The organism is Sphingomonas swuensis (genome assembly GCF_039538045.1).
Lineage (GTDB): Bacteria > Pseudomonadota > Alphaproteobacteria > Sphingomonadales > Sphingomonadaceae > Sphingomicrobium > Sphingomicrobium swuense.
In genome coordinates this window covers 347393-370579 of the sequence record NZ_BAABBQ010000001.1, presented here as the reverse complement: position 1 = coordinate 370579, position 23187 = coordinate 347393, and the positions used below count along the sequence as shown (strand labels likewise).

The 23187-nt window shown below is 68.4% G+C and carries 23 protein-coding genes and 1 pseudogene; 16 read left to right on the top strand and 8 right to left on the bottom strand.

Annotation, left to right across the window (positions count from 1 at the left end; genetic code table 11):
• Both ABD727_RS01920 and ABD727_RS01915 read right to left on the bottom strand, forming a co-directional pair.
• Complete coding sequence (locus ABD727_RS01920) at positions 1–4626, bottom strand: NAD-glutamate dehydrogenase domain-containing protein (protein WP_344705704.1); 4626 nt, start codon at positions 4624–4626, stop codon at positions 1–3.
• An 87-nt stretch (positions 4627–4713) separates the two neighbouring features.
• The gene (locus ABD727_RS01915) at positions 4714–5898 is read right to left on the bottom strand and encodes a PAS domain-containing protein (RefSeq protein WP_344705703.1); all 1185 of its coding nucleotides are present in this window, start codon (positions 5896–5898) and stop codon (positions 4714–4716) included.
• A gap of 139 nt (positions 5899–6037) precedes the next feature.
• Between ABD727_RS01915 and ABD727_RS01910 the strand changes: the two genes are divergently transcribed.
• From ABD727_RS01910 to ABD727_RS01880, 7 genes are all read left to right on the top strand, one after another.
• A complete protein-coding gene (locus ABD727_RS01910) occupies positions 6038–6268 on the top strand; it encodes a KTSC domain-containing protein (RefSeq protein ID WP_344705702.1) in 231 nt (76 codons plus the stop codon).
• Between the two features lie 58 nt (positions 6269–6326).
• The gene (locus tag ABD727_RS01905) at positions 6327–6545 is read left to right on the top strand and encodes a hypothetical protein (RefSeq protein ID WP_344705701.1); all 219 of its coding nucleotides are present in this window, start codon (positions 6327–6329) and stop codon (positions 6543–6545) included.
• A 64-nt stretch (positions 6546–6609) separates the two neighbouring features.
• Entirely contained in the window at positions 6610–7902 is a 1293-nt protein-coding gene (gene hmgA / locus ABD727_RS01900; RefSeq protein ID WP_344705700.1) for a homogentisate 1,2-dioxygenase, read from the top strand.
• Positions 7899–9176: a fumarylacetoacetase gene (fahA, locus tag ABD727_RS01895; protein ID WP_344705699.1), complete on the top strand. Its 1278-nt coding sequence runs from the start codon at positions 7899–7901 to the stop codon at positions 9174–9176. Before hmgA ends, fahA begins: the two co-directional genes overlap by 4 nt.
• Positions 9152–10474 carry a M20/M25/M40 family metallo-hydrolase gene (locus tag ABD727_RS01890; RefSeq protein WP_425566744.1) on the top strand — a complete coding sequence of 441 codons (1323 nt, stop codon included), beginning with the start codon at positions 9152–9154 and terminating at the stop codon, positions 10472–10474. The genes fahA and ABD727_RS01890 overlap by 25 nt, the downstream gene beginning before the upstream one ends.
• On the top strand, positions 10474–10773 hold the full coding sequence (locus ABD727_RS01885; RefSeq protein WP_344705697.1) for a GNAT family N-acetyltransferase: 300 nt from the start codon (positions 10474–10476) through the stop codon (positions 10771–10773). The genes ABD727_RS01890 and ABD727_RS01885 overlap by 1 nt, the downstream gene beginning before the upstream one ends.
• A 132-nt stretch (positions 10774–10905) precedes the next feature.
• Positions 10906–12702 carry an autotransporter domain-containing protein gene (locus ABD727_RS01880; protein WP_344705696.1) on the top strand — a complete coding sequence of 599 codons (1797 nt, stop codon included), beginning with the start codon at positions 10906–10908 and terminating at the stop codon, positions 12700–12702.
• 58 nt (positions 12703–12760) lie between these two features.
• Here ABD727_RS01880 and ABD727_RS01875 read toward each other — a convergent pair whose 3' ends face one another.
• Positions 12761–13207 (bottom strand): flagellar hook assembly protein FlgD, encoded by a 447-nt coding sequence (locus ABD727_RS01875; protein ID WP_344705695.1) that lies wholly within the window; start codon positions 13205–13207, stop codon positions 12761–12763.
• 78 nt (positions 13208–13285) lie between these two features.
• Positions 13286–13786 carry a flagellar basal body-associated FliL family protein gene (locus ABD727_RS01870; protein WP_344705694.1) on the bottom strand — a complete coding sequence of 167 codons (501 nt, stop codon included), beginning with the start codon at positions 13784–13786 and terminating at the stop codon, positions 13286–13288.
• A gap of 104 nt (positions 13787–13890) precedes the next feature.
• Here ABD727_RS01870 and ABD727_RS01865 point away from each other — a divergent pair, with 104 nt between their 5' ends.
• The 6 genes and pseudogenes from ABD727_RS01865 (at position 13891) to ABD727_RS01840 (ending at position 18032) form a co-directional block, all read left to right on the top strand.
• Positions 13891–14634: a flagellar hook-basal body protein gene (locus ABD727_RS01865; protein ID WP_344705693.1), complete on the top strand. Its 744-nt coding sequence runs from the start codon at positions 13891–13893 to the stop codon at positions 14632–14634.
• 23 nt (positions 14635–14657) lie between these two features.
• Positions 14658–15443, top strand: a pseudogene (gene flgG / locus ABD727_RS01860) (flagellar basal-body rod protein FlgG).
• Entirely contained in the window at positions 15440–15721 is a 282-nt protein-coding gene (gene flgA / locus ABD727_RS01855) for a flagellar basal body P-ring formation chaperone FlgA (RefSeq protein WP_344705692.1), read from the top strand. The pseudogene flgG and the gene flgA overlap by 4 nt, the downstream one beginning before the upstream one ends.
• 25 nt (positions 15722–15746) lie before the next feature.
• Entirely contained in the window at positions 15747–16478 is a 732-nt protein-coding gene (flgH, locus tag ABD727_RS01850) for a flagellar basal body L-ring protein FlgH (RefSeq protein ID WP_344705691.1), read from the top strand.
• A gap of 157 nt (positions 16479–16635) precedes the next feature.
• Positions 16636–17487 (top strand): flagellin, encoded by an 852-nt coding sequence (locus ABD727_RS01845; protein WP_344705690.1) that lies wholly within the window; start codon positions 16636–16638, stop codon positions 17485–17487.
• 113 nt (positions 17488–17600) lie between these two features.
• Positions 17601–18032, top strand: coding sequence for a hypothetical protein (locus ABD727_RS01840; protein WP_344705689.1), 432 nt, complete (start codon positions 17601–17603; stop codon positions 18030–18032).
• A gap of 9 nt (positions 18033–18041) precedes the next feature.
• Here the strand turns inward: ABD727_RS01840 and msrB are convergent, their stop codons facing one another.
• Positions 18042–18470 (bottom strand): peptide-methionine (R)-S-oxide reductase MsrB, encoded by a 429-nt coding sequence (gene msrB, locus ABD727_RS01835; protein WP_344705688.1) that lies wholly within the window; start codon positions 18468–18470, stop codon positions 18042–18044.
• Between the two features lie 105 nt (positions 18471–18575).
• On the opposite strand from msrB, the gene ABD727_RS01830 reads away from it, so the two are divergent.
• Together ABD727_RS01830 and ABD727_RS01825 are read left to right on the top strand one after the other, a co-directional pair.
• A complete protein-coding gene (locus ABD727_RS01830) occupies positions 18576–19088 on the top strand; it encodes a DUF4402 domain-containing protein (protein ID WP_344705687.1) in 513 nt (170 codons plus the stop codon).
• Between the two features lie 101 nt (positions 19089–19189).
• Positions 19190–19705: a DUF4402 domain-containing protein gene (locus ABD727_RS01825; RefSeq protein WP_344705686.1), complete on the top strand. Its 516-nt coding sequence runs from the start codon at positions 19190–19192 to the stop codon at positions 19703–19705.
• Between the two features lie 3 nt (positions 19706–19708).
• On the opposite strand, the gene ABD727_RS01820 is transcribed toward ABD727_RS01825, so the two are convergent.
• Both ABD727_RS01820 and ABD727_RS01815 read right to left on the bottom strand, forming a co-directional pair.
• Complete coding sequence (locus tag ABD727_RS01820; RefSeq protein WP_344705685.1) at positions 19709–20566, bottom strand: SDR family oxidoreductase; 858 nt, start codon at positions 20564–20566, stop codon at positions 19709–19711.
• A 3-nt stretch (positions 20567–20569) separates the two neighbouring features.
• Positions 20570–20821 (bottom strand): hypothetical protein, encoded by a 252-nt coding sequence (locus ABD727_RS01815; RefSeq protein WP_344705684.1) that lies wholly within the window; start codon positions 20819–20821, stop codon positions 20570–20572.
• A gap of 115 nt (positions 20822–20936) precedes the next feature.
• Between ABD727_RS01815 and ABD727_RS01810 the strand changes: the two genes are divergently transcribed.
• Positions 20937–22757, top strand: coding sequence for an ABCB family ABC transporter ATP-binding protein/permease (locus ABD727_RS01810; RefSeq protein ID WP_344705683.1), 1821 nt, complete (start codon positions 20937–20939; stop codon positions 22755–22757).
• Between the two features lie 245 nt (positions 22758–23002).
• Here the strand turns inward: ABD727_RS01810 and ABD727_RS01805 are convergent, their stop codons facing one another.
• Complete coding sequence (locus tag ABD727_RS01805; protein WP_344705682.1) at positions 23003–23176, bottom strand: hypothetical protein; 174 nt, start codon at positions 23174–23176, stop codon at positions 23003–23005.
• Between the last annotated feature and the right edge of the window lie 11 nt (positions 23177–23187).

Here is a 23187-nt window from a genome sequence, read left to right as displayed (position 1 = left end):
CTAGCGCGACAGCAAGATCCGCGCCTGACCGGCGACCTGCGCCAGCATCGGCACGGTGGCGACACCGCCACGGCGGGCCCGCCCGACCAAGCGGCGGAACTGCTCGATCCGCGGAGCCTGGCGCTCGGTCCAGCGCTCGACCGCACCGACCGGATCCTCGCCGCGGGTGCGCGACAGCCAATCGATCCGAAGTTGCTCGAAGTCGCGGGCGAGCCCGGCGACGACCAGCCGCTCCCAATGGTCGGTCGGAGCGAGGCGGACAGCCTGGCTCTGCGCCCAGTCGATCCCGAGCACTTCACCGAGGCGGACATAGGCCTGCGTCAGCGCAAGCTCGTCGACGTCCTTGCGCTGCGCCAGCGCGGCCAGCCCGAATACGCCGTAGAGCTCGTAGAGCTTGACGAGGCCGCGCACGATCTCGGGCCCGGCACCGAGCGCCTCGAGGCTGTCGCGGCGGGCGGCGGCCTGGGCCTTCACCTCGTCGCGGATGATCCGCCCGGCGGCGGCGTTGACCTTCATCAGCCCCGGCTCGAGCATCGCGACCAGCGTCGATATCTCGGTCTCGCCGCTGCCGGCGCGAAGCACGTCGGCGATGTGGCTGCGGACGCTCTGCGCGGCCATGGCGAAGAGCTGGAGCCGCACCGCCTCGGTCACCGGCGCGGCGTCGATCCGGGCCCAGAGGACGTCGAGCTGGAGCAGCCGTTCGACCGTCAGGAAGGCCGCGACCACCTGGCCGAGCGAGCTGCCCTCTTCCTCGGTGAGGTCGAGCGCGATGCTCGGTCCCAAGCGGTTGACGAAGCGATTGGCGATCTTGGTGGCGAGGATCTCGTGGCGCAGCCGGTGCGTGAGGATGGAGTCGCGATGCGCCTCCTGCATCGGTTTGGGGAAGGCCGCGAGGAGCTGGTCCTGAAGCAGCAGGTCATCGGCGAGGCGCAGGTCCTCGGCGGCATCCTGAAGCGCCAGCTTGGACAGGCTGAGCAGCACCGACAGCTCGGGGCGGGTGAGCCCACGATTGTCGGCCATCCGGCGAAGCAGGTCTTCGCTCGAGGCGAGCCCCTCGACCCGACGGTCGAGACGGCCCGAGGCCTCGAGCAGTTCGAGCGTTCGGACCTGTGCCGGGACCGAGGCCGGGCCACCGCTTTCCGCGACCGACAGTGCGAGAGTCTGCAGGCGATTGTCCTCGAGCACCAGGTGGCCGACCTCGTCGGTCATTCGGGCGAGCAGCGCGTTGCGATCGTCAAGCGCGAGCTTGCCCTCCAGCATCTCCTGGTTGAGCGGGATCTTGATGTTGACCTCATTGTCCGAGCAGTCGACGCCCGCCGAATTGTCGATGAAGTCGGTGTTGCAGCGCCCGCCAAGCTCGCTGAATTCGATCCTGGCGGCCTGGGTGATGGCGAGGTTCGCGCCTTCGCCGATGACCCGCGCACGAAGCTCGGAGGCGTCGACCCGGAGCCCGTCGTTGGCGGGATCGCCGACCGCGCTGTGCGCCTGAGAGCTGGCCTTCACGTAGGTGCCGATGCCGCCGAACCACATCAGCCCGACGGGGGCCTTGAGGATCGCCGAGATGAGGGTTGAAGGATCGACGGTTCCGGGCTCGATCCCGAGCGCCGTCGCCGCCTCCTTCGTCAGCTCGATCTCCTTTTGGCCGCGCGGCACGATCATCGCACCGGGGCTGAGCTTCGAGCGGTCGTAATCGTCCCAGCTCGAGCGCGGCAGGTCGAACAGGCGCTGGCGCTCTTCCCAGCTTGTCGCGGGGTCGGGGGTCGGGTCGATGAAGATGTGGCGGTGGTCGAAGGCGGCGACGAGCTGGATCGCCTTCGACAGCAGCATGCCGTTGCCGAACACGTCGCCCGACATGTCGCCGCAGCCCGCCGCGGTGACCGGCTGCGTCTGAACGTCGATGCCCATCTCGAGGAAGTGGCGCTGGACGCTGATCCACGCGCCCTTGGCGGTGATCCCCATCGCCTTGTGATCGTAGCCGTTCGACCCGCCCGAGGCGAAGGCGTCGCCGAGCCAGAAGCCACGCTCGAGCGCAATGGCGTTGGCGACGTCGGAGAAGGTCGCGGTGCCCTTGTCGGCGGCAACGACGAAGTAGGGATCGTCGCCGTCGTGGACCACGACCTGGGCCGGATGCACGACCTTGCCCTCGAGGATGTTGTCGGTGACCGACAGCAGCGAGCGGATGAAGATGCGGTAGCTTTCGGTGCCCTCGGCAAGCCACGCCTCGCGGCCCGCGGCGGCGCTGGGGAGCTGCTTGGGATAGAAGCCGCCCTTGGCGCCGGTCGGGACGATCACCGCATTCTTAACCAGCTGCGCCTTCATCAGCCCGAGGATCTCGGTGCGGAAGTCGTCGCGCCGGTCGGACCAGCGAAGGCCGCCGCGGGCGACCGGCCCGCCGCGCAGGTGGATGCCCTCGACCCGTGGGCTGTAGACCCAGATTTCCCGGTAAGGGATCGGCCGGGGGAGACCCGGGACCTTGCTCGGGTCCAGCTTGAAGGCGAGCGCCTCGTCGGGCTTGGGCGCAAAGGCGTTGGTGCGCAGCGTCGCGTCGACCACGCTTCGGTAGAGGCGCAGGATGCGGTCGTCGTCGATCGCCTTGACGTCCTGGAGCGCGTCGTCGAACGCCGCCTTCTCGTCGCGGACTGCCTGCTCGCGACCGTCGCGGGCCGGATCGTGCGCGGCCGAGAACCAGCCGATCAGCGCCTTGGTCGCGAGCGGCGAGCGCTTCAGCGCGTCGGCGAAGGTGATGAGGCCGTAGGCGACGCCGGTCTGGCGGAGGTAGCGGAACCAGGCGCGGAGCCAGACTACCGGCTGGGGATCGAGCCCGGCGAGCAGCACCAGCTGGTTGAACTCGTCATCCTCCGAGTGGCGCTGGAGGACGGCGGCGATCGCGCCTTCAATGACGTCGGTGCGGGCGAGGATGGCGTCGATGTCGGCGCCGGCCAGCTCGACCCGGAAGTCGTGGATGTGGCCAACCTTGCTGTCGTCGCCGAGCTGGGTCGGGCGCTCCTCGATGACCTCGAAGCCGAAGTTCTCGAGCACCGGGACAGCTTCGGAAAGCGGGATCAGCCCGCCCGCGCGATAGAGCTTGAGGCGAAGCTCGCCCGGACGATCACGCTCGTCGCGGAACAGGCGGACGTCGCGGTCGTCGGGACCTTCGAGCGCAGCCAGCCGCATGATGTCGGAAGCCGCCTCGGCGGCCGAGGCACGGCTCCGATAATCCTCTGGGAAACCCGGGAGGTAGGTAAGGGCGAGGCGCGTGGCCCGGCCTGTTCCGGCCTGCTCGGCAAGCCCGGCCTCAACCGCCGGAGCCCAACCGCGCACCTTCTCGACCAGCTGCTTGTCGAGCTGCGCGACGTCAGGAAGCGGCCGCGATGCGGAGAAGCCGAGGGTGAAGCGGATCATCGCCAGGTCGCCGTCGCCGAGCTCGACCGCCCAGCTGGTGACCGAGGACAGCACCGCTTCCTCGATCATCTTGGCGATCGCCTTGCGGCGCGCGGTGGTGAGCTCGTCGCGGTGGAGCCAGACGAAGGCGAACAGGTGCCGGCGAAGTGCGCCGGGAAGCAGCAGCAGCGCCGGGCGCGGCCGGTCGGCAAGGCTCATCGCGGTCAGCGCGGCGGCACGGACCTCGGCCTCGTCGAACGAGACCAGGAGGTCGTGCGGGAGCGTGGAGATGGCATGGGCCAGCGCCTTGGCGCCGTGGCTGACCGGGGCGAAGCCAAGCAGCCGGTCGAGGTCGACGAGGCGCTGGCGGATGACGGGGATCTCGGCCGGCGGGCTGCGCAGCGCGGCACTGGTCCAAAGCCCGGCATGGATCGACATGCTTCCGTCCGGAAGGTGGACGATGACGACGTCGAGCGGCACCCGGCGGTGGACCGGTGACAGCCGGTCGGCCTTGAGCGCGAGCACCGGCCGGGCCTCGGCCCTGGCGGCCTCGAGCAGGCTGCGTGTGTCCTCGCTGCTCCACAGGTCGAGTTCGGCTCCGGAAAGGATGCCGAGGCCCTCGACCCGCTCGTCCCCGGCGGCGAGCTTCTGATATCCGAGAAGCGTGAAGTTGTTGTCGGCGAGCCAGTGGAGCAAAGCGGCGCTCTCGGCATCGACCGGTTCGACGGCGGCGGCATCCTTGCGCATCCGGTCGCGAAGCGACTTCCAGTCGGTGACCGCGGCTCGGACGCAGGCGAGCACCGAGCGCAGGTCGGCGACCAGTTCCTGCCGGCCACGCGCGTCGGCGCGGTCGAGCTCGACATAGATGACGCTTTCGCCGGTGCCCTGGCCGAGGCCGGTCAGCCGGTCTCCGTCGCGGGTGACCGCAACGATGGGGTGGAGCAGCCGGTGGACGGTCAGCCCGTGGCCGGCGATCACACCCGCGACGCTGTCCACCAGGAAGGGCATGTCGTCGTTGACGATGGCCAGCCGCATGATGCGCTTGCCGATTTCGCCCGGGAGCGACTGGAGCTTGAGCGCCACCTCGCCCGGCTGCCGCACCGCCGCCACCTCGGCGATGAAGGCCGCGGCCTCGGCCTGCTGCGCCGGGTCAAAGCCCGCCGTCTCCCCCGGCAACGCGCCAGTCAGAAGGGCATCGGAAAAGGCGTCCTGCAACAGCAGGGACGCGCGGGGGTCAGCCGCCATGATCGTGATTTGCTCCGCCTCGTGAGATGGCGGGCGTCTAGACCCCGGAGCCCTGCGTCACAACCCTAGCGCACCGAAGCGGAGAGATCAGGCGACCCGGCGAAGCGCCTTTTCGAGCAGCGCAAGGTCGGTCACCGCAGACACCGGCTCGACCCGCCCCTGCGCGTCGCGGCGGACGAGGACCAGCGTGAACTCGTCATTCCCGGCGAGGCTGGAGAGCGGCTGGGCATGGGCGGAACGAAGCCGACTGCGCGCGCGGTCGGCCCGGGTGTCGGTGCGCGGCTCGGGTCGGCGGGCATCGCGCTCGGCCGCGACCACGCCCTTGAGACCGCCAGGGAAGGCCTCGATGAAGGGTAGGAAACCCTCGAAATCGATTTCGAGCCGCTCGGCATGGGCGAGCGCGGCGGCGAACTCGGTCAGGCGCGCCTTGTCATAGTCGACCCCGAAGACGAGCTTGACGATCGGGGTCATCGGCGCGCGGGCCTGCGCCTTGACCCCGGCATCGTCGAGGATCTCGGCATAGTCGTCGGGCACGCGGCGCGCGGCGACCGAGAAATCATAAGCCATCGAGAGCGCCCGGTAGAGCGCGATCCGGCTGCGGCCGTCGGCAGCCTTGAGCACCTCGGCGGTCTCGCGCGCGGCCGAAAGCCGGTCGGCAAGTCCGCTGTCGTCGTCGAGCACCAGAGCGGGCTCTTCCTCCTCGACATCGAGGGGCTGGGTCAGGTCGAGCACGTCGCCCTGTGGCACGGGGTCGGGGCGCGGCTGGGGAACGGCGCTGCCGTCCTTCCAGTTGATCACGCCGTAGATGAAGTCGATCGTCTCGCCGTCCGACGAGAAGGGCATCAGGATGCCACGGTAGCAGAGGTCGCGGCCGCGCTGGTTGGTGAACTCGGCCTCGAAGCCGATCGGGGCGCGGTTGGCGATGATCTGCATGTAATGGTCGGTCAGCCGGCTGAGCAGGCTGCGCGGCGGCACGTCGGCGATCGTCCGGACCTCGTCGGCGAGGTCGCACTCGTCGCGCAGAGCGGCGCCGATGTAGCTGGTCGCCGGATCGGCCGAGCCCGCGGTGAAGTCGAGCAGCAGGCTGTGGTTCGAGAAATCGCGGACGTCGGTCGGGTCCAGGTCCTCGATCGACGGGAAGTCGCGGCCCGCCAGCAGCGACGCCCAATAGTTGTAGGCGCGCACGTGCATCCGCCGTTCGTCGGTGCCGATCACCTGGTCGATGTCCTGCTCCGGCTCGGCCGTGGCACTCGAAGGAAGATAGCCGTCCATGATCCCCCGTTTTCCCCCAATCCGGAGTGAAATGCGCGAAGAGCCGTTACCATTCGGTTAAGTATATCGGTTCGACTCGCTTGGGAATCCTCTCGTCCGAGGCGGCGAGTCGAACAGCGGCGGGCAGCGTTGCGCGGGGGTGGACAGCAGTCTCATCCAGGGTGCGCGCTACTGGCCGGACCACCGGGCGCTCGAACTGTGCCTGTCAAGCGGGCGGCGCTACCTCTACCTTGGGGTTCCGGCCGAGGTGGCGGAAGGATTTGCCGCGGCCGGGTCCAAGGGCGCGTTCTTCAATCGGGCCATAAGGGGCCGCTTCGACTGTCATCCGCTGCGCGACGAATTCCCGAAACGACGCGGCGTCAACGACTGATCCGGAACAGCTGACCGCAGGAGACGTTCGTTACGCCGCAACAACAGGAGTGAGCGTGATGGCTGACGTGAATGGCGATGGCATCGATGACGGCCCGGTGGTGGAGCGCACCACGGTGGTCAACACCGACCGGGGCGGCGGAAGCGGTGGCATCGTCGCCATCGTCGCGCTGCTGGCGATCCTTGTGATCGGCTACCTGCTTTATCAGAACGGCGTGTTTGGCGGGTCCAAGACCGAGATCAACGTCCCGGACAAGATCGAGCTCAACGTCAACTGATCGGCTGAGCAAGGCTGGGCTCCCGGTGCTTCCATCGGCAGCGCCGGGAGCCTAGAGCTTGCCCATGCTGACTTCATCCACCCCTGCCTACCTGCCCGGGCTGGGCGGGCATTTCGCGACCGAGGCGGTGCCCGGAGCGCTGCCCAAGGGTCGCAATTCCCCGCAAAGGCCAGCCTTCGGCCTCTATACAGAGCAGCTGTCGGGCACGGCCTTCACCATGCCGCGGCACGAGAATCGGCGGTCGTGGCTATATCGACTGCGGCCGAGCGCCGATCACCGGCCCTTCGTCCGCTACGAGGGCGCGGCAGGGCTGCGCTGCGAGACCGATGGCGCCCCGCTGGCTCCGAACCGCTTGCGCTGGGACCCCCTGCCTGAGCCGGCACAGGGCACCGACTTCATCGACAGCCTGACGACCGCCGTCTTCAATCGCGCCCCGGCCGAACTCGAGGGAGTCGCGGTGCACCTTTACGCGGCGAATGAGGAGCGTCTCGACCGGGTGTTCGTCTCGGCCGACGGCGAGCTGCTGGTTCTTGCACAGCAGGGCCGCCTCGACCTCATGACCGAACTTGGTCGGATCGAGATCGCGCCGGGGCAGATCGCGCTGATCCCGCGCGGGGTGCGGTTCAAGGTCGCTCTGCCCGACGGCGCCGCCCGAGGCTATCTCGCCGAGAATTACGGCGCGCCCTTCCGCCTGCCGGACCTTGGCCCGATCGGCGCCAACGGCCTTGCCAACCCGCGCGACTTCGAGACTCCGATCGCCTGGTTCGAGGACAAGGACGAGCCGACCGAGCTCATCCAGAAATATGGCGGCAGGCTGTGGACGACGACCCTCGACCACAGCCCGCTCGACGTCGTCGCCTGGCACGGCAATCTCGCGCCGTGCCGCTACGACCTGTCGCACTTCAACGCGATCGGGACGGTCAGCTTCGACCATCCCGATCCGTCGATCTTCACCGTGCTGACCTCGCCGTCGCACATGCACGGCCGCGCGAACGTCGACTTCGTCATCTTCCCGCCGCGCTGGATGGTCGGCGAGGATACCTTCCGGCCGCCCTGGTTCCACCGCAACGTGATGAGCGAGTGCATGGGGCTGCTGACCGGCGAGTATGACGCCAAGGCCGAGGGCTTCCAGCCGGGCGGACTGTCGCTCCACAACATGATGAGCGGGCACGGCCCCGACGTCGAGACCTGGCGCCGGGCAAGCGAAGCGGAACTCAAGCCGATCAAGATCGACGGGACGATGGCATTCATGATCGAGAGCTGCTGGCCGTTCGAGGTCGCGGGGGAGGCGCTCGGCCGCGCGCAGCCCGACTATGACCTTGCCTGGGCCGACTTCCCCAAGGCGCGCCTGCCATGACCATCGACGCGACCCATGATCCGGCGCTGACCTCCTGGGTCGAGAGTGCCAACGGCCACCGCGACTTCCCGGTGCAGAATCTTCCGCTCGGCATCTTCAGCGCCGAGGGCCTCGAGCGCCGCGCCGGAGTCGCCATCGGCGACTTCGTGCTCGACCTTCCGGCCATTGCCGAGGCGCTCGGTGACGCGTGGCTCGACGAGCTTGCGCAACCGGTGCTCAACGGCTTCTTCGCCCTGGGGGCGGAGCCGCGGCGGGCGCTTCGTGCACGATTGTCGGAGTTGCTCAGCGATCCCGCCAATCGCGATCGCATTGAAAGCGCGCTGATCGGCCAGTCGGAGGTAACGATGCACCTGCCGGCGATCGTCGGCGACTACACCGACTTCTACGTCGGCATCCACCACGCGACCAATGTCGGACGGCAGTTCCGGCCCGACAATCCGCTGCTGCCCAACTACAAGTACGTCCCGATCGGCTATCACGGTCGCGCGTCGAGCGTGCGCGTGTCGGGAAAGCCGGTGGTTCGTCCCTCGGGCCAGCGCAAGCCGCCCGAGGCCGAGGTCCCGGTATACGGCAAGTCGCGCCGGCTCGACTATGAGCTCGAGCTCGGCGTGTGGATCGGTCGCGGCAACCAGCTCGGCGAACCGATTCCGATCGGCGAGGCAGCCGACAGCATCGCGGGATACAGCCTGCTCAACGACTGGTCGGCGCGCGATCTCCAGGCGTGGGAGTATCAGCCGCTCGGTCCCTTCCTCGCCAAGAACTTCCTCACCAGCGTGTCGCCTTGGGTGGTCACCCCGGAGGCGCTGGCACCCTTCATGACGGCGGATTTTGCCCGGCCGGACGGAGACCCCGCGCCACTCGACTATCTGGCGGGCGGGTCGGACAAGCCTGGCCTCGGGCTGACGATGGAAGCGTTCCTGACCACCGCCGCGATGCGCGAGCAGGGCGTGGCGCCGCTTCGGCTGAGCCGTGGCAGGGCGGCCGACGCGATGTACTGGACGGTCGAGCAGATCGTCACCCACCATGCGAGCAACGGCTGCAACCTCCAGCCAGGCGACCTGATCGGCACGGGCACGCTGTCGACCGCGGCGGCCGACGGGCTGGGCTCGCTGCTGGAGATCAGCGCGGGGGGTAAGTCACCGCTGACCCTGCCGACGGGCGAGCAGCGGAGCTTCCTCGAGGATGGCGACGAGTTGACCATAACCGCCCGGGCCGAGGCTGACGGCTTCGTCGCCATCGGGCTCGGCGAATGCCGCGGCGTGGTGTTCGGGTGAAGTCGGGCCTGCTGCTTGCCGGCCTGGCGCTTCTCGCCGCGCCCGCCCATGCCCAGCTGACTTCTGCGGAACGGCTGATGAAGGCGACCGTCGAGGCCGAGCAGCAGCGCACGCTCGGCCTGCTCGAGCGTATGGTCAACCAGAACAGCGGCAGCCAGAACCCGGAAGGCGTCGAGAAGGTCGCCGAAATTGTTCGCGGCGAGCTCGAGCCGCTCGGCTTCGCCGTGCGCTGGATTCCGCTTCGCGAAACCGGGCGGGCCGGGCATCTCGTCGCCAGCCGCGTGGGTCGGGCGGGGACGAAGAAGCTGCTCCTCATCGGCCATCTCGACACGGTGTTCGAACCGGACTCGCCCTTCCAGCGCTGGGTGCGCGAGGGCGACAAGGGTCATGGCCCGGGCGCCGCGGACGACAAGGGCGGGGTCGCGGTGATGATCGCGGCGCTGCGCGCGATGCAGGCTGCGGGCACGCTCCGGAACAGCAACGTCACGGTCTTCCTGACCGGCGACGAAGAAGATCCGGGGACGCCGCAGTCGCTTGCCCGGCGCGACCTGATCGCGGCCGGCAAGGCGGCCGACGTGGCGCTCGATTTCGAGGGGCTCGCGCAGGAAGACGGCCGCGACATGGGCTCGATCGCGCGACGTTCGGTCAACGACTGGCAGCTGACGATCAAGGCGAACAGCGCCCATTCGAGCGGCGTCTTCTCGGCGGCGAGCGGCTATGGCGCCAATTACGAGCTGGCGCGGCTGGTCGACGCCTTTCGCCGCGAGGTGGCCGAGCCGAGCCTGACCTTCAACGTCGGGCTGATCGCGGGGGGAACGACGGCCAGGCTCGGGCCGGGTGGAATTCGCGCCGAAGTGACCGGCAAGACCAACATCATCGCCGGCGAAGCGGTCGCCCGCGGCGACCTGCGCGCGCTCAGCCAGGAGCAGATCGACCGCGCCAAGGCCAGGATGCAGGTGCTGGTCGCCAAGCCGCTCGCCGGAGTGGTGTCAGCAACCCTGACCTTCGAGGACGGCTATCCGCCGATGGCGCCGACCGCCGGCAACCGGGCGCTGCTCGACCGGCTGAACGGGATCAACCGCGACCTCGGCCTGCCGGCGATGGCGGCGCTCGACCCGCTCAAGCGCGGCGCCGGGGACATCAGCTTCGTCGCCGCCGATGTCGACGGGCTGGTCGGGCTGGGCCCTTCATCGAGCGGCGACCATACCGACCAGGAACGTGTCGACATTCCGTCGATGTCGCGGCAGGCGACCCGTGCGGCGATCCTGATGAGCCGGCTTGGCAGGGAGCGACGCTGATGGACGTGGTCAACAACGAGGCCGAACAGAGGTTCGAGATCGCGCTCGAGGACGGCTCGGTCGCCTTCGCCGAATATCGGATGCTCAAGGGCAAGGTGATGTTCCCCCACACGGTGGTGCCGAGCAAGCACGAAGGCCAGGGGCTCGGTTCGCGCATCGCCAAGGTGTCGCTCGAATGGGTGCGCGAGCAGGGCCTGCTGGCGATCCCCGCCTGCACCTTCTACCTGCGCTACATGCAGCGGCACCCCGAGACGCACGACCTGCTCGAACCCGAGCTTCGCGGGCAGTTCGCCACCTGAGCAAGAGCGGCGCGGTGTGGCCGCGCCGCCACTTGTCATCCTCCTGTCCCGCTTGCCATAGGTTCGGCAACCGGCTTCGCGCCGGATGGGAGGGAAAAACACATGATTAAGCGTCTCGCTTCTCGCGCCCTGATGGCTGCGACCGCCCTTGGTGCCGTCGCCGTGGCGAGCCCCGCGTCTGCCCAGCGGATCGACCGCATCGTCACCTTCGGCGACAGCTATGCCGACGACGGCAACCTGTTCCCGCTGATCGGGCAGAGCCCGCTGACGTTCCAGAGCGGCATCTACCGCACCGGCCGCTTCTCGGGCGGGACCAACTATATCGACACATTGTCCTTCCTGCTGAATGCCCCGGTCGACAATTTTGCCATCGGCGGCGCCTCGGCGACAGGCACCGCGACGGGCTCGTTCAGCTTCCAGTATCAGGTCGACCAGTTCCTCAACGTCGGACCGCAGCGCGACGACGTCTTCCCGGTCACGACTCCGACCTTCGGCAAGGGCGACCTCCTCACCGTCTCGATCGGCGGCAACGACGCGCGCTATTTCCAGCGCGGCGAATATGGCACGCTGACCGTCAACGACGCGATTCTTGCCGCGCGCACCCAGCTCAATCGGCTGGTCGCGGCCGGTGCCCCGACCATCAGCTTCCTCGCCGGCAACACCGCGCTGCTGCCCGAGGTCGCGACCAACCCGTCGGCGCAGGCGGTCCGCAACACCTTCTCGACGACCTACAATGCGGCGTTGCAGACGACGCTCGCCGGCTATGCCGCGAACGGCGTGACCGTCCATTATCTCGACCTCACCAAGGTGCTCGAGCGGGTCCAGGCCAACAGCGCCGCCTACGGGCTTCCCAACGGGGTCGTCTGTCCGGCAACCACCGCCAACGTGCTGAGCGGCTGCGCGGGCTATCTCTTCTACGTCGACGCGCTGCACCTCAGCTCGGACGGCTTCCGGGTGGTCGGCCAATATGTGCAGCGCCAGCTTCAGGCGCCGCTCAACCTCGGCGCGACCAGCGACATCGCGCTCGACAATGCCCGCCAGTTCGGGCGCACGCTCAACAGCCGGATGGATCTCGGCAGCCCGCGCGACGGCGAGGTGCTCGAGGGTGCACGCGTCTTCGTTATCGGCGACCACTTCAGCCGTGACGTCGGCATGAGCGACGTCACCGATGCCTTCGACGTCGACGGTGTCGGCGCCACTGCCGGTGCCGAGTTCGGCTTCGGCGGCAACGGCCTCGTCGGCATTGCCGGCAATGTCAGCCGGGTGCGCGCCAAATTCGGGATCGACAGCGCCAACGTGCGGGGCCACGCGCTCCAGATCGGCGCCTATGCGACCTACGCCATCGGGCCGGCCTTCATCCAGGCGCATGCCGGTGCCGGCCGCACCAACTATGACATCACCCGTCGCGGCGTGATCGACGACCTCAGCGCCGATCCGGACGGCAAGCATGTCCTCGCCGGTGCCAAGGCCGGCTACCTCGCCCCGATCGCCGGCTTCCGCGTCGGCCCGGTCGTGTCGCTCGACTATGCCCGGGCGAGCGTCGACGGCTACACCGAGGAAGGCGATGCCGCGCTTGCGCTCAACGTCGGCAAGCAGCGCTATTCGGCGCTGGTCGGCGGCGCCGGCCTCGAGCTTCGCGGCGACCTCGATGCCGGCGGCACGTCGCTTCGCCCGTTCGCCTCGGCAATGCTCGAGAAGGACTTCAAGGGCGACGGACGGACCCTGTCCTACTCGCAGACGGCCTCGCCGATCATCGTCAACAGCTTCGACCTCGGCGAGCGCGACAAGGGCATGTACACGCGCTTCGCGGGCGGTGCCTCGGCGGCGATCACCCAGTCGGTGCAGCTCGATGTCCTCGCCAGCACCACCGCCGGCAAGGATCAGGGCAATGAGGTCAGCGTCCACGCGGGGGTCCGCGTCGGCTTCTGACCTGCAGGCAAGCATGAGAGAGCCGCTCCGCCCTTAACGGCGGGGCGGCTTTTTCGTGTCAGGCGGCGATCCGCACCAGCTTGTCGAGCGGCAGCGCGACACCACCGAGCCCGACCCATAATTCGCCATCGCGCGAGAGGACTTCGCGAACCCGGCCGATGCTGGTGAGGTCGGCGGTCATCGCTGCGCCGCCTGCATCCTTGGCGGTCAATCGAAGGACGTAGGCCCCCTCTCCGGCCTTGCCACCGTCGGCGAGCGTTCCGTCCCATTGGAGCGAGCCGGTGCCGGCGCCCGTCACCGCGGGCCTGGCGACGACCCTGCCGCCGCTGTCGAGGATCTCGGCACTGACCGAGCTCGGCGCCGCCGGAAAGCTCCAGCGCCATTCGGCGGGACGGTCTGCGCTCAGTCCGCTGACCGAGGAGCGGAACTCGGCGGTTCGGTCGATCAGCTGTCCGGCACGCGAAAGGTCGTCGCCCGACAGTCGCGACAATATGTCCTTCAGCACCGAGGTCTGCTGAAGCGCCTGCTCGACCTGCGAATATTGGACCAGCTGCTGGGTGGTCGAAGGCGGGCGGGTCGCTGCTCATCCCTGCATCAGGTCCTGGATCAGGACGTCGCGAACCGAGCCGACCCCGAGCGCCTGGTTGGAGCGGATCAGCAACTCCTCCTTGACCCGGAAGGTGGCCGCCGAGCCGGCGAGGTCCTCCGGCCGAAGCTCGCGGAGAAAGGGCTGGTAGCGGTCGATCAGCTGCGGCAGGCGATGAGTCAGTTCCTCCTCGGTGAGCGAGCCGGGGACCAGCATGACATGCAGCTTGAGCATCCGGCTGCTTCCGTCCGCCGCCCGCATCGACACCTGGATCGGAGGAACGTCGACGAAGGCCTCAGGCGCTTCCTCCGCTTCATGGTCGGCGGTCTCGGTTTCTTCCCCTCCCGAGAGGAAGTACCAGCCTCCGCCTCCGCCGAGCGCAAGCACGACGACCGCGGCGATGATCAGGATCAGGCGCTTCTTCTTGCCGGGTGGCGGCGGAGCTTCAGCCGGAGCCTCCTCCTCCTTATCCTCCGGCTCGGTCGCCGCCTCGCTCATCCCGTGTCCCCAGCGCTTTCAATGGCTCGCGACCGGCAGGGCCGCTGTCCAACTATCATTGAGGAAGGATGCGACGGGCGGTCGCGGTGTGACGAGGAGCCCTCATGGACATTCCCGCCTATGTGCTGCTGAGCCACGACACGGCTCTGAGGCGGCGGATGGACGTGGTCGCGAACAATCTCGCCAACGTCAGCACCACCGGCTTCAAGCGCGAACAGCCGATGTTCGAAGAAACCCTGCGCCGCAGCGAAGGCACCGATGCCGCCGCTCGCGACGTCTCCTTCGTGCTCGACTTCGGCGCCATCCACGACACGGCCGAGGGGGCCTTCACCACCACCGGCAACCCGCTCGACCTCGCGATCGAAGGGCCCGGCTACCTGTCGGTCGGCCTGCCCGACGGAAGCACCGCCTTCACCCGCGCCGGCAACCTCGCCATCCTTGAAGACGGGCGCATCGTCACGCCCGCCGGCCTTCCCGTCCTCGGCGACAATGGCCAGCCGGTGACGGTCCCGCCGGAAGCGCAGGGGCGTCTCCGCATCGGGCGCGACGGTTCGGTTGACGGTCCCGACGGCCCGCTCGGCCGCCTCGGGATCACGGTGTTCGCCGACGAGCGGAGCGTCACCCCGCGGGGCGACGGGCTATTTAACGGCAACGGCGGGCGGCTGCTCGCCCCGACCGAGACGCGGCTGCGCAGCGGCGGGCTCGAGGCGAGCAACGTGCAGCCCGTCGCCGAGACGACCGCGATGATCCAGATCCTGCGCGCCTACCAGTCGAGCCAGCGCATGGGCGACGCACTCAACGACCTTCGCCGCACCGCCATCCAGCGGCTCGGCGCCTTCCGCAACTAACCACCAGCCCGGGAGAGACCGCCATGCGATCGCTGTCCATCGCCGCCACGGGAATGCTCGCGCAGCAGACCAACGTCGACGTCATCTCGAACAACATCGCCAACATGAACACCACCGCATTCAAGCGGCAGCGGGCCGAGTTCCAGGACCTGCTCTACCAGCAGGTAGAGCGACCGGGCGCAGCGGCGGGAGGGGGCGACAGCCGCTCGCCCTCGGGCATCCAGATCGGTGCCGGCGTGCGGACGGCGGGCGTCTACCGGATCGCCGAGCAGGGCGCGATGACCACCACCGACAATCGATACGACATCGCGATCGAGGGGCCGGGCTATTTCCAGGTCACGCTGCCCTCGGGCGAGACCGCCTACACGAGGGCCGGCTCGTTCCAGGTCAGCGACCAGGGCGAGCTCGTCACCGCCGATGGCTACAAGATCGAGCCGGGGATCACCGTGCCCGCCGAAGCAGTCGACGTCAGCGTCGGGCGCACCGGCGTCGTTTAGGTCAAGCTCGACGGGCAGGCGGAGATGCAGGACGTCGGCCAACTTCAGCTCGCCACCTTCGTCAACGAGGCCGGGCTCGAGGCGCGCGGCGGCAACCTGTTCCTCGCTACCGCCGCAAGCGGCCAGCCCAATGTCGCCTCGCCCGGAGATCCGGGTTTCGGCCAGCTCCGCCAGGGCTATCTCGAAGCCAGCAACGTCAACCCCGTCGCCGAGATCACCGCGCTGATCACCGCCCAGCGCGCCTACGAGATGAACAGCCGCGTGGTGAAGACCGTCGACGAGATGCTCGCCACGACGAGCCAGATGCGGTGAGCGCGCTGCTGCTTGCCCTGGTGCTCGCCACGCCAGACCCGCTCGCGCCGATCGCCGAGACGCCGCCTGCATCCGCTCCGGTCGAGGAACGGCTGGTCCGCCGCGGGCAGCCGGTCACGCTTCTCATCCGCTCGGGCGCGCTTCGCATCGCCACCGCGGGTCGCGCGCTGTCCGACGGCCAGCTCGGCCAGCGGATCCGGGTGGTCGCGCTTGCCACCCGCCGAACCCTTGACGGGGTGGTCGAGAACAACGGCGAGGTTCGCCTCTTCACCCCCTGATTGCTTCCCATTGAAAGGCCGCTCGATGCCCCGCTCCCCCTGTCTTCTCGCCGCCGCAAGCCTTGCCCTCGGTGGCTGCAGCATCGCGGGCAAGGTTGCCAGCATCGGCCGGCCCCCGCGCTTCTCCGTTCCGACCGACGTTCCCGCCCCCGCGGTCGAGCGGTCGATCGCCACCGCGTCGGTCCCGGTCGCCCCGGCCCCGAGCGCATCGCTGTTCCGCGAAGGCGCGGCCTCGCTCTTCTCCGACAATCGTGCCCGCGCCCGCGGCGACCTGCTGACCATCCGCATCTCGGTCGCCGACAATGCCTCGTTCGACAATCGCAGCGAGCGCCAGCGCGGCGGCGGAGAGAATGCCGGGATCGCCGGCCTGCTCGGCCTCGACAAGCTGCTCGACCGGATCGTCCCGGGTTCGGCCACCTCGGCCTCGATCGACGGGACTTCGGACAGCCGCTCGTCTGGCGCGGGCAAGATCACCCGCGGCGAGACGATCAACATGACCCTAGCCGCGCTCGTCACCGAAGTCCTTCCGAACGGCAATCTGGTGGTTCGCGGCCGACAGGAGATGCGGGTCAACAACGAGCTTCGCGAGCTGGTCATCACCGGAATCGTGCGGCCTTCCGACATCGCCCGCGACAATAGCGTGCGGCACGACCGGATCGCCGAGGCGCGGGTCCTGTACGGCGGCCGCGGTCAGCTCAGCAGCGCGCAGTCGGCACGTTGGGGTCAGCAGCTGTTCGACGCGCTCTTCCCCTTCTGACGACCGCCGCGCGCGCCGTTAACCTGCTGCCAACCATCAAAATACGCCTCTTGCGACCGAACCGGCGGGGAGCCCTCCACAAGGAAAGGACAGGCCGTCCTGGCCTGCCATCCCCAGGCCGCAGAAGCGGCCGTAGCTTCCAGAAGGAACCCACAGCATGTCCTTTACCGTGAACACCAACGTCGGCGCGATGGCCGCCCTGCAGAGCCTGGCTTCGACCAACAAGGGCCTCGCCCAGACGCAGAGCCGGATCAACTCGGGCTACAATGTCGGCTCGACCAAGGACGACAGCGCCGCCTTCGCGATCGCCCAGACGCTGCGTAGCGACATGAATGGCCTCAAGGCCGTGTCGAACAGCCTCAACCGCGCCAAGTCGGTGACCGACGTCGCCGTTGCCGGCGCCGAGCAGGTCTCCGACATCCTGATCGAGATGAAGAAGAAGGCCTATGAGGCCGCCGACACGATCGACCAGGCCAGCCGCGACGCGATCAACCAGGACTTCGTGGCCCTGCGCGACCGCATCACCACGGTGGTCAACTCGTCGGACTTCAACGGCACCAACATCCTCAAGGCGGGCGGCGGAAGCGTCGCGGCGCTCCAGTCGGTGCAGGATGGCGATGGTACGACCGCGGGCTGGCAGCCCGATGCGCTGAGCGTCGCCAACCAGGGGCTCGACCTTGGCGGTTCGGTCATCACCGTCGCCGCTGCGGGCGACATCTCGACCCAGGCCAATGCGCAGACGATGGTCGAGACGCTGACCACCAGCCAGAACAACCTCAAGACCTCGCTGTCCTCGCTCGGCTCGGCCGCGCGCCGGATCGACTCGCAGCTCGCCTTCTCGAGCAAGCTCAGCGACGTGGTCGAGGCATCGGTCGGCAACCTCGTCGACGCCGACCTGGCGAAGGAGAGCGCGAAGCTGCAGGCCCTGCAGGTCAAGCAGCAGCTCGGCATCCAGGCGCTGTCGATCGCCAACCAGTCGCCGCAGGCGATCATGTCGTTGTTCCGCTAAGCGGAACGCATGCCTCACCGGCCTCGCGGTCGATGATGCGGGGGCCGGGGCGACGACCATCGCTCCGGCCCTTCGCGTCCTAGGTTCGCGCGACGCCTGACAGGGAATGTGACATGCGCATCCGAGACATCGTCCACGCTTCCGGGCGTCGACTGCGGATCGGCCTCGACCGCGGCTCGGCCGACGAGGCGATGGTCATTCAGCTGAGCGATCCCGAGCGCCCCGGCAAGGAACCGGTCCTGCTCGACCTCTACGGCGCTGAATTGCTCGCCGGCTTCCTGATGAATGCCCGCCTCGCGACCAGGGGTGAGCTGGCCGACGAGATGTGCGGTGGCCTGCTCGGCTGCCGGCTGCGGCTGGCCTCCGACGGCGGCGAGGCCGCGGTGGAGCTGTTCCAGCATGCCGAAGCACTGCGCGTCCCGCAGCCCTTCTGGGACCGGCTCTATGCCGAGCTGACGCTGGCCCTTGCGCACGGCCGCCATCTCGCGACCGCCGCGACCGGCGGCCCCGTTCCGGCCGAGGGATTCCAGCGCCTCCTCCACTAGGCAGGCGCGTCAGTCTTCCTTGGCGTGGAAGTCCAGGCTTGCCGAGTTGATGCAGTAGCGCAGGCCCTCAGGCCCCGGCCCATCGGGGAAGACATGGCCGAGATGCCCTTGGCAGCGGGCGCAGCGCACTTCGACGCGGTGCATGCCGTGGCTGTCGTCCTCGATGTTCGCGACGGCCTGGTCGGCGACCGGAGCAGTGAAGCTCGGCCAGCCGCTGCCGCTCTCATATTTGGTGTCGCTCTCGAACAAAGGCGCCCCGCAGCCCGCGCAGACATATTCGCCCTTGTCCTTGTTGCCGAGCAGTTCGCCGGTCCACGGCGCCTCGGTGCCGTGCTGGCGGAGGATACGGTAGCGCTCCGGACCCAGCTTCTCGCGCCATTCGGCCTCGCTGGTCGGCATGTCGGCGGCCGTCGCGGCCTTGTCGTGCTGTTCGCTCATCGGGTTGGATCTCCTTGCCTTCAAATATGGTGAGCAGGCGCGGCCGCGCCAATGGTTAGCGCCGGGTTTACCGAACTTACACCAAATTGGAGCTATCGCGGGAGCATGTGGAGGCTCCTCCCCCTGCTCGGTCTAGCCGTGAGCCTGTCGGGCGCGACCCCGGCGGCGGCGCAATGCCGCCTGTGCAGCGGCGGCGAGAGCCTGACCGCGCCGGGTGACGTGCCCACCGGGCCGGTGGCGCTCGAGGTACAGACCAGCCTCGACTTCGACCAGGTCGTGCTGACCGGTCCGGCCGGGGGGACCGCCCGCCTGACCCCCGACGGCGGCCGCGGAACCAGCGGTGCGCTCGAGGGGCTGACCGCGAGAGCGATGAGTGGGGAAGTCATCATCCGCGGCGAGGCCGGGCGGAGCATCCGGGTCGACCTGCCGGGGCGGATCGACCTGTTCGGGAACAGCGGCACGCTCAGCATCGGGCATATCGTCAGCGATCTCCCGGCCGCTCCGCGGCTCGATGGCGAAGGGCGCCTTCGGGTGCGCTTCGGCGGCGAGCTCAGCGTCTCGGGTGATGCCGAGGGCCAGTATCGCGGCGACGTGCCGATCACCGTCGAATATCTCTAATTCGGCATTAACCATAAGATGAGACAGGTCGGTAAGCCGCTGGGGTTAATGCACCGGTTACGGTGTTGTCTCACCGGCGATTGTGGGGATCGACAATGAGCATGGCAAAGCGTTCGGCCCTCGTTGGCCTGGCCGCGCTCGGACTGGCGTCCGGGCAAGCCCTCGCCGCGCCCGTCAGCGTGAGCGGCACCAAGCCGACCGCCAACGTCAAGGTGTTGAAGCCGCTCCAGCTGTCGGTCGTGCGCAATTTGAACTTCGGCACCATCGTGATGAGCAGCGTGACGACCAACCAGACGGTGCGGGTCGCGCCGGCGGGGCGGACCTGCGGGACTGGCCCGGCGCTGACATGCTCGGGCACCTTCTCGACCGCGCAATATCGGGTGAACGGGACCAACAACCAGCAGGTGATCATCAGCTCGAGCAGCCCGACCTACGCATTGACCGGATCGAACGGTGGCAGCCTGACGCTGACCCCCACCTTTCCGACGTCGGTGACGATCGACAACAGCGGCAATCCGGGCGTGCTGTTCGAGGTCGGGGGAAGCTTCGTCATCACGCCGACCACCCCGGACGGGCTGTACAGCGGGACGATCGATATCCAGGTCGCCTACCAGTAATCGTCAGCTCGAAACGGTGTTGCCCCCGTCGGGGTGGAGCACCTGCCCGGTCATGTAGCTGGAGTCCTCGCAGGCGAGGAACAGGAAGCTCGGCGCGACCTCGTTGGGCTGGCCCGGCCGGCCCATCGGCGTGTCCTTGCCGAACTCGGGCATCTTTTCCTTGGGCTGACCGCCGAACGGATTGAGCGGGGTCCAGATCGGCCCCGGCGCGACGCCGTTCACCCGGATCCCCTGTTCGACGAGGTTCTTGGCGAGGCTTCGGGTGAACGCCGTGATCGCGCCCTTGGTCGATGAATAGTCGAGCAGGATCGGGGCGCCCTTGTACATCGTCTCCGACGTGCAATTGACGATCGCCGCACCTTCCTTGAGGTGCGGCATTGCCGCCTGGACCATGAAGAACATCGAGAAGATGTTGGTCTGGAAGGTCCGCCGGAGCTGCGCCTCGGTGATGTCCTCGATCTTCTCGTCGGGATGCTGCTCGCCGGCATTGTTCACCAGCACGTCGAGCTTGCCGAAGGTGTCGACGACCTGCTGCACCGCCTTGAAGCAGAAGTCGCGGTCGCCGAGGTCGCCGGGAATGCAGATGGCGCGCCGGCCTTCGGCCTCGACGAGCTTCTGCGTGTCGCGGGCGTCGTCATGCTCGTTGAGATAGAGGATGGCGACGTCGGCGCCTTCTCGCGCATAGAGCACCGCGACGGCGCGGCCGATGCCGCTGTCGGCGCCGGTGACGATCGCCACCTTGCCTTTGAGCCGACCCGAACCCGGGTAGCGGGGCTGCCACTCGGGCTTGGGATCAAGCTCGCGCTCGGAGCCGGGAAGCGCCGGCTCTTCGCGGGTCGGCGGATCGATCGTCTCGGCCATGGATCAGCCTTCCTTGACGACCTGACCCGACTTGCGCGCCGGGACGCGCTGGACGGCCGCCGGGCTCTTGGCCGACTGGCAGCGGGCGAGAAGGGTCGGGAAGTCGAGGTCAGTGCTACCCGCCAGGACGTTCATCGTATTGGCTTCGCAGGCGGCGGCGCTCTCGTAGCGGGCGGGCGCAACGGCGACCTGCTGGCAGGCGGCGCCGCCGTCGGCGCAACCCAGGATGGCAATGACGTAAGAAACCGGACCCATGATGCTTAACCCCGTGAGGTGACTTGCAACCGAGAACGGGGGAATAACCTTGTGGTTCCAGTCATTTCGGCTGGCGATTTGGCGGCAGGCCGGCGACTTCCTACGTTAGGCGTCGATGCCCCCCGCCACCGAACAGCAGACTGGCCCCCGCGAACGCAGCGGCTTCAAGGTCCTCGCCCGCTTCCTGCCCTATCTGTGGCCGGAAGGCGCGCCGGGCCTCAAGCTGCGCGTCGTCGTCTCCTTCCTCATGGTGGTCGCGAGCATCCTGCTCACCACCCTCGTAATGCCGCGTGCATTGGGAATGGCGGTCGACCGGATGACCGCAGGCCAGTCCGGGGCGGCAAGCGTCGTGATGGCGCTGGTCGCCGCCTATGCCGCGGCCCGCTTCGGCGGGGTGCTGCTCGACAATCTGCGTAACGGGATCTTCGAGACCGTCGGGCAGGAAGCGACGCGGATGCTGTCCGAGCGGACCTTCGCCCACCTCCATGGCCTGTCGCTCCGCTTCCACCTCGAGCGGCGGACCGGCGCGGTGACCAAGATCATCGAGCGCGGGAGCAAGAGCATCGACATGATGCTCTATTTCCTGCTGTTCAATCTTGCCCCGACCCTGCTCCAGCTGGCGATCGTCGCGGTGCTGTTCTGGACCGGCTTCGGACCGGGCCTTGTGGCGGCGACAGCGGTGGCGGTGGTCGCCTACGTCTGGTTCACCAAGGCGGTGACCGACTGGCGGGTGCGGCTGCGCGAGGAGTGGACCAGCCACGACACCGCAGCCACCGCCCGCGCGGTCGACAGCCTGCTCAACTTCGAGACGGTCAAGTATTTCAACGCCGAGGAACGCGAGCGGCGCCTCTACGGCCGGGCGGTCGAGAGCCTCGCCCGCTCGACGGTCAAGATCGAGACCAGCCTCGCGGCGATGAACATCGGGCAGAGCCTGATAACCAACGCGCTGATGGGCGGGGCGATGGCCTATACCGTGTGGGGCTGGAGCAGGGGCCAGTTCAGTGCGGGCGACGTGGTGGTGGTGAACGCGCTGCTGATGCAGCTCTTCCGCCCGCTCGACATGCTCGGTACCGTCTATCGGACGATCCGCCAGGGGCTGACCGACATGGACGAGATGTTCCGGTTGCTCGACACGCCGGCCGAGGTCACCGACCGGCCGGGGGCGCCGCCGCTGGCCGTCGGCAGGGGTCATGTCCGCTTCGAGGACGTGCACTTCGGCTATGAGGACGGGCGCGAGATCCTCAAGGGACTGACGCTCGACGTCCCGGCCGGGCAGACGGTGGCGGTGGTCGGGCCGAGCGGCGCGGGCAAGTCGACCCTCGCCCGACTGCTGTTCCGCTTCTACGACCCTCAAGCCGGAAGGATCACGATCGACGGCCAGGACATCACCGACGTCACCCAGGCCTCGCTTCGGGCGGCGATCGGGATTGTCCCGCAGGACACGGTGCTGTTCAACGACACGCTCAAGTACAACATCGCCTACGGCCGCGACGAGGCGAGCGAGGCGGAGGTGGTTGCAGCCACCCGCGGCGCCTCGCTCGACCGCTTCGTGGAGGCGCTTCCCGACGGATTCGAGGCCAGGGTCGGCGAACGCGGGCTGAAGCTTTCGGGCGGCGAGAAGCAGCGGGTCGCGATCGCCCGGACGCTGGTCAAGAACCCGCCGATCCTGATCCTCGACGAAGCCACCAGCGCACTCGACAGCCGGACCGAGGAGGCGATCCTCGCGACCCTGAGCGCGGTCTCGACCGGGCGTACCACCATCACCATCGCGCACCGCCTGTCGACGGTGGTCGACGCCGACCGGATCGTGGTGCTGGACGACGGGCGGGTGGCCGAGGAGGGCAGCCACGCCGAGTTGCTGCGCCGCAACGGGCTCTATTCCGAGATGTGGGCGCGCCAGCAGGCCGAGCGCGAGATGGCTGAGGCAGCCGAGTAACAGTCGGGCCGGCGAAGTTCTCGAAGTTCCCGGGGGGCGAGGGTTCGGCCCGGTCCGAAGTTCTCGAAGTTCACAGGGTGCGGCGGTCGAAAGCGCCTGCTCCCCCTTTCTGTAGGATGCCGGCGGGCCACAGTGGCGGCGCGCACGCGACACGCCCCGCGATGACCGCCAATCCGATCGAACATAACCATAACGGTTACTAGACCGATCGAAGTCCTACATTGCAAGCGGGTCGGGCGAGCGCCCTAGAGGCGGTCGCGCATGGTCGTAAGCAGCCCTGTCAGCAGCGTGTTCGCATGGCGAAGTTCGCGCGTGCTGACGATGGTGACGAGGGCCAGCGCGCTGGTGCTGAGCAGCACCAGGAAGATGCCGGCGAGGGCGAAGATCTGGAAGGTCGACACGCCGGCGACCTTCAGCACGGTGACGTTAC